We start from the raw sequence: 13,079 nt of genomic DNA, 5'->3' as shown, positions 1-13,079 counted from the left end.
GACGAGCGATCTATCCAAAACGCAGCTAAGATCTTTGTGTACGTTGCCATATAGTGTGACGCTTTGCTAGCAAGCTATACTATAGAAGAACATTTAAGAAAAGCTTGCGAAAGGGGAACCCTTTTTTGGCAGAGGTTATCTTATCTCATGTATATAAGCGTTATCAAGGGAATGTAGTTGCGGTTACAGATTTCAATCTAGATATTGCGGACAAAGAATTTATTGTATTGGTGGGTCCGTCTGGTTGTGGAAAATCGACAACATTGCGGATGATCGCTGGATTAGAAGAAATTTCAGAAGGCGATCTAGTGATTGGCGGTAAGCGGATGAATGATGTGGCGCCAAAAGATCGCGATATCGCAATGGTTTTCCAAAATTACGCACTGTATCCGCATATGACGGTATACCAAAATATGGCCTTTGGTCTTAAATTACGTCACTTCTCTAAGGCGGAAATTGATAAAAGGGTACGTGAAGCTGCACAAATTCTCGATATTGCGCACCTCTTGCAACGAAAGCCAAAGGCATTATCTGGTGGACAAAGGCAGCGTGTAGCGCTTGGACGGGCGATTGTGCGTGAACCCAAAGCATTTTTAATGGACGAACCGTTGTCAAATTTGGATGCGAAATTGCGTGTGCAGATGCGCTCTGAAATTAGCAAATTGCATAAACGTCTGCAAACGACTTTTATTTATGTCACTCACGATCAAACTGAGGCGATGACGATGGGAGATCGCATCGTCGTGATGAAAGACGGATTTATTCAGCAAGTTGCAACTCCACAAGAGATCTATAATCATCCACGCAATCTTTTTGTGGCAGGATTCATTGGATCGCCCTCCATGAATTTTATCAATGGTCGTATTGAGCAAGATGGAAGTGAGATCAAGTTTGTTGCCCCGGGGATGTCGCTAACAATTCCACAAGGCAAACACGATGTGATTTTGCGTGAAGGAATTGTAGGGAAAGAAGTTGTATTTGGAATTCGCCCAGAGCATGTACATGATGAGCCGATGTACATTGAGACTTTTCCTGGAGGTGTGTTTGAGGCACCGGTCGATGTCGTAGAGCATATGGGCTCAGAAATGTATTTGTTGCTTGACGTCAGTGGACAACAGGTCAATGCGCGAATCGTAGCGCGCGGGGATATTCAGATTGGAACAAAAATGCGCATGGCGATTGATATGGATAAAATACATTTGTTTGATAAAGAAAGTGAATTAGCGATTTTTTGATGATCATTTTTGCAATGTAATAGGAGGAGAATTGAGGGGATGACACCAATTGGGTGAGCTCCTCTCTTTTTATTATTTGCATGCAAAATGAAGAGCGATGCAAGAAAGGGGATTTTTATATGGACAAATATGTTACCGTTGCAGAATTATGCGATGAATTATCTCTCGAAGTCGCAGCGGGTGAGGAAGGGTTAGAGAGGAGAATTGGCACTGCCGAAATTAATCGTCCTGGGTTAGCACTTACAGGGTTCTTAAAATACTTTCCTTCAGAGCGGGTTCAAGTGATTGGTCGTTCTGAAATGGCTTTTTTGTCGTCTCTGCCACAAGCAGAGGCGATGGAGCGTTTGCAGCGCGTGTTTGCTTATGAAAACCTGCCTTGTGTCGTTATCACGAGAGATTTAGAAGTGACAGAGGATCTGGTGGCCGTCGCTGCGGAGGCGAAAGTCCCGTTGTTGCACACCACACTTTCCACACCGCGTCTAATCGCAAAGTTGACGTCCTTTTTAGATTTGCGCCTTGCTCCAGAAACGCTAGTTCATGGTGTCTTGGTGGATGTGTATGGGATTGGTATCTTGATGGTTGGTGCAAGCGGGATTGGCAAGAGTGAGACGGCACTTGAACTTTTAAAGCGAGGACATCGTATGGTAGCTGACGATGCTGTGGAGATTCGCAAAATAGGTGAAGATACACTGGTTGGAACGGCGCCTCCGTTGTTGCAACATTTACTCGAAATTCGTGGTCTAGGGGTCTTAAATGCGATGACTTTGTTTGGAGCAGGTGCGATTCGCACGCATAAGCGCATTGAGATGATGATAGAGCTAGAAGCCTGGCAAGATGATCGCTCTTACGATCGTTTGGGACTCGATGAAAATAAACGCAAAATCCTCGACTTTGAACTTACGTGTTTAACTGTTCCGGTGCGGCCTGGGCGAAATCTCGCCATTATCATCGAGGTGGCTGCAATGAATCAACGGTTAAAGCGAATGGGATACCATGCAGCGCGTGAGTTATCAGAAAAATTGATGTCAAGCATGGTGGAGCAAGATGACTAAACCGTCTTCTTGCTCACTTAGGATTGACAGGTGAAGAAGAGGATGTTAGGATACCGACAAGGAAATCCTTTAATACATTAGCAAACTAAAGTATCGGATCGGAGTCTTTCAGATGCATCCCATCTACTTGGAGCGTCCATCAGGTACGCGTGATTTATATGGACAGCAATTACAAAAAAAGCGTTGGATAGAGCAGCAAATGATTGCTGTATTTCGGAGTTTTGGCTATGACTTGATCGAAACTCCGATGATTGAATATGTGGAGACATTTGCGCAAGGCTTACATGGCAGTGAACAAGAGCAACTGTATCGCCTTTTCGATCGGCGCGGGCGAACTCTTGCGTTACGACCGGAGATGACGACACCTGTAGCGCGAGTTGTTGCTACGGAATTCGCGCATGTCGCTTCGCCGCTGCGTTTATCTTATGCGGCAAAAACGTATCGTGCAGAAGAAGGGCGTTTGCGCGAGCCAGTAGAGGTAACGCAGGCGGGTATAGAGCTTATAGGCGCGTTAAGTCCCGATGCTGATGCCGAGGTGATCGCACTGATGGCGACTGCGTTAAAGCGTTTAGGGATTGAACATTTTCGCTTTGCCATAGGTCACATGGCGTACTTACAAGCGATGCTCGCACCATTGCAAGAAACACTGCAGGCAAGGCTGCGACAGGCGTTAATTGATCGCGATTTAGTTCGTTATGAACAAATCTTAGCACAGGAATCAGATGTGGATCCTAAGTGGTTGGAGAGTTTGCGCGAATTTCCACGCATTCGCGGGGGGCTGGAGGCAATTGACGCTGCGCGCGAACTTGCACTCGATGAACGGGCTGAAAAGGCTTGTGATGAGTGGTCAGAACTTTTTGCGGCGCTTGATGCGTATGGGGTAGCTGAGCTGACGCATGTGGATCTCGGATTGTATCTTGATCATGATTACTATACAGGCATTGTCATTGAAGGATATGCAGATGTGCTTGGCGTGCCGATTTGTTTTGGCGGGCGCTATGACGGATTGCTTGAACGCTTCGGTCGAGGGGCACCGGCGACTGGATGTGTTGCACACGTGGAACGACTGTTGCAGACGGTTGAAATCGGATCAGAACAACCTTTTCGGATTCATCTTTGCTATTTGGCTGAACAAAGGACGCTTGCCTTTTCCTTTGCAGCTTATCTGCGAGAAAGAGATTATGCTGTGGCAACTTCTCGCGTAGAAGTTCAGGAACTGCCGTCTCTTGAGGCACAAAGTATAGGAGAATGTTTTGGTATGTTTACTGCAGGTGGGGAGCTTTTGACGGAGGATTCACTTTTGCAGCAGATTTGGGAGTATTACCGTTCGAGCGGGGCTTCTGAGACGGACGGGGGGAAGTCGATATGTTGACGGTAGCGCTAGCAAAAGGGAGGAATCTATTCGATACTGCCAATCGCTTGCGCATTTCTGGCTTTGCTTTGCCAGGGGACTTTGAAGAGACGCGTCGACTTGTGATCGAGGACGAACGCATGGAAATTCGCTATCTTTTGGCAAAGCCAGTTGATGTCCCGACGTATGTGGAGCACGGTGCCGCAGACTTAGGAATCGTGGGGAAAGATATTTTACATGAAAAGGGTGCAGATGTCCACGAACTATTAGATTTGGGTTTCGGTTTCTGTCGTTTGGTGGTAGCGGGGCCAAAGGAGACGGATGTTAGTCGTGTGACGCGCGTTGCGACAAAGTATCCGCGTTATGCAACGGAGTATTTTCGTAAGCTAGGCAGACAAATTGAAGTGATTTCACTGCAAGGGAGTGTTGAACTCGCTCCTTTGATCGGATTGGCAGAATGTATCGTCGATCTTGTGGAGACTGGTCGCACGTTACAAGAAAATGGGCTTGTCGCACTTGCAGAGGTTGCACAAGTCTCTGCACGACTTGTCGCCAATCGACGCAGTTATCAGTTGCGTGCCGCAGAGGTGGATGATTTTGTGATGCGTTTGCGGCAGAACCGGTGAGGTGAACAGAAATGATTGCAATCGTCGATTATGGCTTGGGGAACTTACGCAGTGTAGAGAATGCGTTTCACTATCTGCAGGTTCCTGTGTATACGACGTCTGATGCCTCTGAAATGGAGCGGGCGGACGGGGTTATACTTCCTGGGGTGGGGGCGTTTGGGGATGCAATGGAGCAACTGCACAGACGCGATTTAGTAAAGCCACTTCAGCAGTATGCGCGTTCGGGTAAGCCGTTGCTTGGAATTTGTCTTGGCATGCAACTATTATTTGAAGTTAGTGATGAACATGGCGAACATGAAGGACTTGGTTTACTTGCTGGTCGAGTAACGAGGATGCAAGGGGATTATAAGATTCCTCACGTTGGGTGGAATCAACTACAACTTCACGCACAACATCCGCTCGTAACCCATATTCAGACGGGGGATTATGTGTATTTTGTGCACAGTTACTATGTAGTTCCCCAAAATAAAGAGATGATGATCGCGACTGCAGACTATCATCAAGCGGTACCAGCAATTGTTGCTTCACAGCAAGTCTATGGGATGCAGTTTCACCCGGAGAGGAGTTCGAAAATCGGGTTGCAGTTATTGCGAAATTTCGCGCAAAGCGTAGCTTTGCACATGAAGAGGTGACAGTGGTGATTGTATTGCCCGCAATTGATTTGTACGATGGGAAAGCGGTACGCCTACGTCAAGGGAATTATGAGGATCAACAGCAGTATGGAGATCCTCTTGACGCTGCACTACGTTATGAGGAGGCAGGAGCGACGCATGTTCATCTCGTTGATCTTGCTGCTGCCCGATCTGGTAGATCTGATGATCGTACGCTCGAGATGATAAGGCGCATTTTGGCGCAGACGCGATTAAAAGTTGAAGTGGGCGGTGGAATTCGAACGCGGGAAGATCTGTTGCGTTTTTATGATGCGGGTGTGTGGCGGTGTGTACTAGGAACAGCTGCTGTTCGCAATTTGGATTTTACACGTCAGATGATCGCTGAATTTGGGGAACAGATCATCGTTGGAATCGATGTGAAAAATGGTCAAGTGGCTATTTCTGGTTGGACAGAGACAGAAGCAATAAGTGCACATGAATTGGGGATCACGTTACAAAGTTTTGGATTGCGAGAGTGTATTTATACCGACATTTCAAAAGATGGGATGCTTTCTGGCATCAATCTTACGGGTGCACTAGACTTAGCGCGGCAAACGGGTCTTAAGATTATCGTCTCAGGAGGGGTGAAGGATCTTCAGGATATTGAACTTATTGCCAAACAAGAAGGGCAGGGGCTTTCTGGCGTAGTCATCGGAAAGGCGCTTTATGAAGGCAGGTTGTCACTGGTAGACGTGTTCGCACGGGTACGTGGATAAGGAGGGGTTAATGTGTTAGCGAAGCGGATCATTCCGTGTTTTGATGTGGCCAATGGTCGCGTGGTCAAACACGAATCCTTTTTTGCTAATCCGCGAGATGCCGGGGACCCTGTGGCACTCGCTGCGCTTTATGATCAGCAAGGGGCGGACGAGCTCGTTTTGCTTGATATTACAGCGACTCATGAGCAGCGTGGAATTTTACTTGACATTGTTAGGCAGACTGCTGCGAAAGTATTTATTCCCTTTACAGTGGGTGGAGGCATCAAAAATGTTGACGAGGTTCGCGATGTACTTCGTGCGGGAGCTGATAAAGTGTCATTGAATTCTGCTGCTGTGCGAGATCCTTCCTTAATAACTGAGGTGGCTCGGCGCTTCGGGTCACAATGCGCTGTCGTTGCGATTGATGCGAAGTGGTCAGATCAACAACAAGATTATGAGGTTGTGATTAGCGGCGGGCGTATTCACACAGGGAAATCTGTGTTGGAATGGTCTAAAGAAGCCGAGCGGCGCGGTGCGGGAGAAATTCTGTTGACTAGTTTTGATCAAGATGGTCGACGCAATGGCTATGATCTGCGGTTGACGAAGCAAGTGGCGACGGCCGTTGCTATTCCTGTTATCGCGTCTGGGGGAGCGGGCAAGAAGGAACATTTCTATGATGTGTTAACCATTGGTGAAGCGGATGCAGCGCTTGCAGCGAGTGTCTTTCATTTTAAGGAGACTTCAATCGCAGAAGTTAAAAGGGATTTACAGAGGAAGGGAGTTTCAGTCCGTGAGCCAATTCTCGCTTGATTCTGATGTGGATTTTTCACAATTTCGATTTGATAAGCAGGGGCTACTGCCAGCGATTGTACAGGATGTACAAACAGGGCAAGTTTTAATGGTAGCTTATATGAACCAGGACGCATTGAAAAAGTCTTTGACGACAGGACAAATGTGGTTTTATAGTCGATCGCGGCAGGCGCTTTGGCATAAGGGAGAAACATCAGGCAATACACAGACCATCGTGCAAGCGTTTTATGATTGTGATGCAGACACGTTGTTATTTCACGTGATTCCGGCGGGACCTGCTTGCCATACAGGAGAAGTTTCTTGTTTTGTGGGAGCTTCTGATCACGAAGTGAACCACACTCCTTGGCTACTTACATCAACTGTTGAGCAACGGCCCTCTGATGTGTTACAACTGCTTGAACAGCGTGTGGCAGAGCGCGCTGCAGAAATGCCTGAAGGATCTTACACGACGTATTTATTTGAAAAGGGCATCGACAAAATACTTAAAAAAGTTGGGGAAGAAACTGCTGAGGTGATTATTGGCGCGAAAAATCGCAACCCAGCAGAAGTGCAATATGAAGTTGCTGATTTGCTCTATCATTTGATGGTGATGTTGCGAGAACAAAATGTCCCTTTTTCGGCAATTTTGCAAGAGTTAGAACGGAGATATGCGAACTGACAAAGAAAAGAGAGATGACAGCGCTTTCACCTTTGATGTAAGGCCAACGTAAAGTTGGTTTTTTTTATGTTGTGCAGGTGGGTGGTTAATATTGATAGAGAATCGTTGAACAAAGTATGTTAATATATCAATTGAATTTAATGAATATCATAGTCTGTAATTTCAGGTATAAGTAAGACACTATTTCGAATCTCAAATTATTGCACATCGGTATTGAATTTGTTAGTCTAAATGTCGAAATCGAGGTGATTACATGTCGACACTATTAGAAGTCTCGGGAGTTACGACGAGCTTCAAAACTGCAAACGGGTTCTTGCCTGCTATTGAAGATGTGAGTTTTACCATTAAAAAGGGTGAAACACTAGGAATTGTAGGTGAGTCTGGCTGTGGAAAAAGTGTAACTTCGCTGTCGATTATGCAGTTGCTGACAGCGAACGGAAAAATTGAACGCGGCTCCATTCGCTTTAATGGCAGGGAGTTAGTTGGCCTCAAAGATAACGAGATGCGCAAGGTGCGCGGCAATGATATAGCGATGATCTTTCAGGAGCCGATGACATCCTTAAATCCCGTTCATAAGATTGGCCGACAAATTGGTGAATCACTGCGCATTCACAAAGGGTATGGCAAAGCACAAGCTAGGGCTAAGGCCATCGAATTGTTGAAGTTAGTCGGCATTCCACGCGCAGAAGAGATTGTCGACGAATATCCACATCGCCTGTCTGGGGGTATGCGCCAGCGCGTGATGATCGCGATTGCGATGGCTTGTAATCCACAACTGCTCATCGCAGATGAGCCGACAACGGCACTCGACGTGACCATTCAAGCGCAAATCTTGGACCTGATGCGCAAGCTAAAGGCTGAGCTAGATATGTCGATCATGTTGATTACGCATGATCTTGGCGTTGTAGCAGAGATGTGTGATCGTGTGGTTGTCATGTATGCAGGTAAAGTAGTGGAACAAGGGAATGTGAAAGATATCTTTCGCAATCCTAGCCATCCTTATACGGTGGGCCTACTTAGCTCCATTCCCCGTCTTGAAGGTCGCCAAGAGCGTTTGTCTTCTATCCCAGGCAACGTGCCAAGCCTTGAGTTAATGCCTGCTGGATGTCGTTTTGCGTCACGCTGCCCACATGCCACGCAACGATGCGTGACGGAAGAGCCTTCCCTGTTGCCTGTTTCGGGTGAACATGATGCACGGTGCTGGCTCATGGATGAAAAGGGGGTAGCCGTGTGAGCGAGCCATTGTTACAAGTGCGTGGATTGGAGAAGTATTTTCCCATTAAAAAAGGGGTCATGCGCCTGACTCGTGGGCATGTGCGCGCTGTGGATGGTGTAAGTTTTGATGTTCGAGAGGGAGAAACGTTTGGTCTTGTTGGGGAAAGCGGCTGTGGCAAATCGACGACTGGACGCAGTATCTTGCGCTTGATTGAACCGACAGGCGGACAGATCATATTTAATGGAAAAGATGTCCGCAAGCTGGGTCGTTCGGAAATGCGAAAAATGCGTCGTGATATGCAGATTGTTTTTCAAGATCCCTATGCATCCTTAAATCCGCGCTATACAGTGCGGCAGATCCTCGAAGAGCCGATGATTATCCATGGACTCTATGGAGGATCGGCAGAGCGAAAGAAGAAAGTCGCAGATTTACTCGAGACAGTTGGATTGTCTGGAAGTCGGATGAATCGTTATCCACATGAGTTTTCAGGCGGACAACGGCAACGTATTGGTATTGCGCGTGCGCTGGCTGTGAATCCGCGCTTGATCATTGCGGATGAGCCAGTATCGGCACTCGACGTATCGGTGCAATCACAAGTGCTGAATTTATTAGATGATTTGCAAAAGGAATTTGGCATCGCCTATGTGTTTATTGCGCATGATCTAAGCGTTGTAAAGCATATTAGCGACCGGATTGGCGTCATGTACTTGGGGAAAATTGTAGAATTAGCTCCTGCTGACGGATTGTATAGTAAGCCGTTGCATCCGTATACGCAGGCGTTGCTTTCTGCGGTACCGGTTCCTGATCCGGAGTTCAAAAGAGAGCGGATCATTTTACAAGGAGACTTGCCAAGTCCCTCCAAACCTCCAACAGGATGTCATTTTCATCCGCGCTGCAAGGATTGTATGGAGATTTGTAAGACGACAGCTCCAGAGTGGAAGGAAGTAGAACCAGATAGGTTTGTTGCCTGTCATCTCTATAATTAGTCGAACGGAGGTGCGATATGTCACAAGCGATGACACCGCCATCAACGAAGTTGACGCAAACATTGGCTCACCCGCAAGGGAAGGTGCAAAGTAAATTTGTGCGCGTGTTAAAAGCGTACCCGCTGGTGTTTGTAGGCGGTTTGATGGTCTTGGTTTTGATTTTTGTCGCCATATTTGCTGATAAGTTGGCGCCGTTTAATCCGGATTACCAGTTTGCAAATGGCCTTGCGGCCGATGGTGCTCCGCTTGCCCCCAATCACACCTTTATTATGGGCACGGATGATTTAGGGCGCGACGTGTATAGTCGTCTGCTTTATGGCGCTCGGATTTCGTTAGAAGTTGGTGTGTTTGCAAGCTTGATTAGTCTCTTTATTGGCACATCACTCGGTATTATATCTGGTTACTATGGGAAATGGATCGACAGCCTGATTATGCGAATTACAGACATTATGTTGGCATTCCCGTTTATTTTGTTTGTCGTTGCGCTCGTGGCAGTACTAAAACCATCGGTAGATAATATTTTTCTCGCCATTGGCGTCTTAGGGTGGGCAAGTACAGCGCGTATCGTGCGTGCGCAAGTACTTGCAGTTAAAGAGTTTGAGTATGTGCAGGCAGCGAGAGCACTTGGGAGTCGCCAGTGGCGAATTCTATTTCGCATCGTTTTGCCAAACATAATGGCACCGGTAATTGTTCTTACAACACTTGCGATCGGAAACAATATGTTGCTTGAATCAACGCTCAGTTTTCTTGGGATTGGCGTGCAGCCGCCTACGCCAAGCTGGGGTAGCATGTTGGCAGAAGGGCAACAGGTATTCGAATACGCACCTTGGTTGCTCTATTATCCAGGCCTTGCCTTGCTATTTTCAGTACTAGGATTTAATCTTTTAGGGGACGGTTTGCGTGAACTGTTCAATCCGCGACGTGTTCGCTAAGCGAATTTGGGCAAGTCGCGCAGAATCTGTATGGAGATTACGCTGCTCTGGGAAGAGTAAGGGTAATCTGGTTTAGTCATTAAAGGGGGTACACAGATGAAAGTCAGTAAAATGCGCCTGTTTGCTGTAGTCGCTTCGATGGCGATGCTTGGCACAGCGCTTGCAGGGTGCGGAACTCAATCCGCAACCGCACCACAAGGCGGAGGAACTACTGCAGGTGGGGGCGGACAACCGGTATATGGAGGGACTTTGACACTCGATCTGGCCAGTCAATTTCCTCACCTTGATCCGGCAAAAGCGTACGACACGACTTCGGATGAAGCAGTGGAGCAGTTTTATAACACGCTTGTGACCTATCAGGGGACGACAAATAATATAGTGCCTGATTTAGCGACTTACAGCGTGTCAAATGACGGGAAAGTTTACACGTTCCACATCAAGTCAGCGAAGTTTTGGAATGGCGATCCGGTGACGGCGCAAAGTTTTATCACAGAGTTTGAACGTGTGCTAAACAACAACATGCAATCGGGTGGACAAGGGTTCATTGATCCTCTGATCCAAGGCTCAGCAGCGTATGTTGCGGGAAAAGCGACAAGCGTTTCTGGCCTCAAGGCGTTGAACGCTAACACCTTGCAGATTACTCTGACCCATCCAAGCGCCACGTTCTTATACGTTTTGGCCATGCCATTTTTCTCAGCCGTTGATCCATCGTATATCGCGGCACATCCAGAGTCATACATTGATACCCATCCGATGGGGACAGGTCCCTTTGAACTCGCGTCGTATACGCCTGGGAAAGACTATGTCTTAACGAAAAACCCGAACTACTTTGTCAAAGGCATTCCGTACTTAATCAAGATCGTGTTTAATATTAACAACTCGCCAAGTGCGGTATTGTTCCACTTTGAACAAGGGCAGACAGGGCTTATTTCTTGGAACCAAACGGGGATTCCGTCCGAAGATTATCTGCCGCTTAGCAACAATCCGAAGTATTCAGGCGATATTGTAAAACAAACAGAAGTGGCGACTAACTACTTTGGTTTGAATTGCAAGTACGGACCGACGGCGAATGTGAACGTTCGTCGGGCACTTGAGTATGCTGTGAACAAACAAGTGATCGTGCGAATTCTCGATGGATTGGCAGTTCCGGCCAATCAGATCATTCCGCCGAGCATGCCAGCTGGTTATGAGCAGACACTGCCTGCGCAAGATCAGTACACATATGATCCGGCGCTTGCGAAAAAACTGCTTGCTCAAGCAGGCTATCCACATGGCTTTAGCACGACAATTTACACAGATAATACGAGCCCGACTGATCTTAAAATTGCGGAAGCGATTCAGCAGATGTTTGCGCAAGTTGGCGTGCGTGCGCAGATCAATCAGACCTCGTGGAATACGTTCTTGACAAACAACGAGACAGGTAAACAAGATATGTTTACCCTGGCGTGGCTCGAGGACTTCCCGGATCCTTCTGACTTCTTGAACACTCTGTTTAATACCAATCAAATTCCGGTGAACAACTCGACAAACTACAGCAATTCACAAGTCGATGCGCTATTGAATAAAGGAGCATTGATGCCAGCAGGCACAGCGCGTGACAATGTGTACAAGCAAGCACAAAACATCATCTTGTCGCAAGCGCCGTGGATTCCGCTTGTGTATCCAGTCTATGCGGCTGCTGTCCAACCGTGGGTAAAAGGCTTTTACATCAATCCAAACTTGATGGATCCGCTGCAATACATGTGGATCGCAAAACACTAATCAAGGACTTTGGATGGAACGTTAGAAATACGTTTGGCTTGGGCAAAAGCGCTCAAGCCAAACGAATCATAACTATCTAAATAGGAGGTGCCTATGTGATTGCGTATATTATTCGTCGCATTGGTGGCTCAATCATTGTGTTGATTGGGATCTCCATTATTACCTTTGCGCTAGCGTATTTGGTGCCGGCGAATCCGGCCCGGGCAATTGTCGGCCCCCATGCGTCAGAAGCTCTTGTATTAAAAGTTGAACAACAACTTGGATTAAATGAACCGTTGCCTGTTCGTTATATTCATTATATGGAAAATTTAGTACACGGGAATCTTGGTACATCCTATGTTTTAGATCAACCGGTTACGACGTTGATTGGGCAACGCGTAGGGGCAACCGCGCAGTTGGCAGTGACGGCTTGGATCGCTGAATTGCTGATTGGGATTCCTATAGGAATTATTTCCGCGTTATATGATCGCAAAGCGCTTGACCATGTAGTAAGTATACTTGCACTTGTTGGAATCTCACTTCCCGTATTCTTTGTTGGATTAGAGCTGATGTATTGGGTAGGATTTAAACTAGATTGGCTTCCTGTCGGTGGTACTGGAGGATTTAATTTTGTAATCCTGCCAGCACTGACTTATGGGATTACCGGTGCAGCGTATTATGCTCGTTTGCTTAAATCCTCGATGATTGACGTAATGAATTCTGATTATATTCGGACAGCTCGTGCCAAAGGAGCAAGTCCAAATCGTGTGATTTTCCGACATGCACTGCGTAACGCCATCATTCCGGTTTTGACATACGGCGGCATTGACATTGCCAGTTTATTTGGCGGCGTTGTCGTCATTGAGGACGTGTTCGGTTATTCTGGAATTGGACAATTGACAGTTCAGGCGATCAATAACCTCGACGTGCCTGTCATTATGGGAACGGTGTTATTTGCTGCGCTGTTTGTCGTACTCTTTAACCTCTTAGTAGACGTTTTATATGGAATTATTGACCCGAGGATCACTTACTCTTGATGGGTTTAGAGCTGTGAATGAAAGGTGTAGGATTCCACATGGTTGGAGTCGTGCGCCTTTTTTATTTTGCTCTAGAAATGACAGAAAGAAG

At 46.9% G+C, this 13,079-nt stretch carries 13 protein-coding genes; all 13 read left to right on the top strand.

Going from position 1 to position 13,079, the window contains the following annotated elements; all coding sequences use genetic code 11:
- Positions 1 to 125 precede the first annotated feature (125 nt).
- Complete coding sequence (locus BM613_RS07595) at positions 126 to 1,235, top strand: ABC transporter ATP-binding protein (protein ID WP_109430574.1); 1,110 nt, start codon at positions 126 to 128, stop codon at positions 1,233 to 1,235.
- A gap of 119 nt (positions 1,236 to 1,354) precedes the next feature.
- Positions 1,355 to 2,287: an HPr(Ser) kinase/phosphatase gene (gene hprK, locus BM613_RS07590; RefSeq protein WP_109430573.1), complete on the top strand. Its 933-nt coding sequence runs from the start codon at positions 1,355 to 1,357 to the stop codon at positions 2,285 to 2,287.
- Positions 2,288 to 2,399: 112 nt separating this feature from the next.
- Complete coding sequence (gene hisZ, locus BM613_RS07585; RefSeq protein WP_109430572.1) at positions 2,400 to 3,659, top strand: ATP phosphoribosyltransferase regulatory subunit; 1,260 nt, start codon at positions 2,400 to 2,402, stop codon at positions 3,657 to 3,659.
- Positions 3,653 to 4,264, top strand: a complete 612-nt coding sequence (gene hisG / locus BM613_RS07580) for an ATP phosphoribosyltransferase (RefSeq protein ID WP_109430571.1) — start codon at positions 3,653 to 3,655, stop codon at positions 4,262 to 4,264. Before hisZ ends, hisG begins: the two co-directional genes overlap by 7 nt.
- An 11-nt stretch (positions 4,265 to 4,275) precedes the next feature.
- On the top strand, positions 4,276 to 4,896 hold the full coding sequence (gene hisH / locus BM613_RS07575) for an imidazole glycerol phosphate synthase subunit HisH (RefSeq protein ID WP_109430570.1): 621 nt from the start codon (positions 4,276 to 4,278) through the stop codon (positions 4,894 to 4,896).
- Positions 4,897 to 4,901: 5 nt separating this feature from the next.
- Positions 4,902 to 5,630: a 1-(5-phosphoribosyl)-5-[(5-phosphoribosylamino)methylideneamino]imidazole-4-carboxamide isomerase gene (gene hisA / locus BM613_RS07570; RefSeq protein ID WP_181362959.1), complete on the top strand. Its 729-nt coding sequence runs from the start codon at positions 4,902 to 4,904 to the stop codon at positions 5,628 to 5,630.
- Between the two features lie 12 nt (positions 5,631 to 5,642).
- Positions 5,643 to 6,419, top strand: a complete 777-nt coding sequence (gene hisF, locus BM613_RS07565) for an imidazole glycerol phosphate synthase subunit HisF (protein ID WP_109430568.1) — start codon at positions 5,643 to 5,645, stop codon at positions 6,417 to 6,419.
- A 7-nt stretch (positions 6,420 to 6,426) separates the two neighbouring features.
- Entirely contained in the window at positions 6,427 to 7,077 is a 651-nt protein-coding gene (gene hisIE / locus BM613_RS07560; protein ID WP_245926303.1) for a bifunctional phosphoribosyl-AMP cyclohydrolase/phosphoribosyl-ATP diphosphatase HisIE, read from the top strand.
- Positions 7,078 to 7,330: 253 nt separating this feature from the next.
- Positions 7,331 to 8,311: an ABC transporter ATP-binding protein gene (locus tag BM613_RS07555; RefSeq protein ID WP_109430566.1), complete on the top strand. Its 981-nt coding sequence runs from the start codon at positions 7,331 to 7,333 to the stop codon at positions 8,309 to 8,311.
- Positions 8,308 to 9,279, top strand: a complete 972-nt coding sequence (locus tag BM613_RS07550) for an ABC transporter ATP-binding protein (protein ID WP_109430565.1) — start codon at positions 8,308 to 8,310, stop codon at positions 9,277 to 9,279. Before BM613_RS07555 ends, BM613_RS07550 begins: the two co-directional genes overlap by 4 nt.
- Positions 9,280 to 9,296: 17 nt before the next feature.
- Complete coding sequence (locus tag BM613_RS07545) at positions 9,297 to 10,211, top strand: ABC transporter permease (protein ID WP_219930658.1); 915 nt, start codon at positions 9,297 to 9,299, stop codon at positions 10,209 to 10,211.
- A 96-nt stretch (positions 10,212 to 10,307) separates the two neighbouring features.
- Positions 10,308 to 11,972, top strand: a complete 1,665-nt coding sequence (locus BM613_RS07540) for an ABC transporter substrate-binding protein (RefSeq protein ID WP_109430564.1) — start codon at positions 10,308 to 10,310, stop codon at positions 11,970 to 11,972.
- A 95-nt stretch (positions 11,973 to 12,067) separates the two neighbouring features.
- Complete coding sequence (locus tag BM613_RS07535; protein ID WP_109430563.1) at positions 12,068 to 12,988, top strand: ABC transporter permease; 921 nt, start codon at positions 12,068 to 12,070, stop codon at positions 12,986 to 12,988.
- Positions 12,989 to 13,079: the final 91 nt, after the last annotated feature.

The organism is Sulfoacidibacillus thermotolerans, from assembly GCF_003144315.1.
GTDB lineage: Bacteria > Bacillota > Bacilli > Alicyclobacillales > SLC66 > Sulfoacidibacillus > Sulfoacidibacillus thermotolerans.
This window is presented reverse-complemented; position numbering and strand designations above follow the sequence as displayed.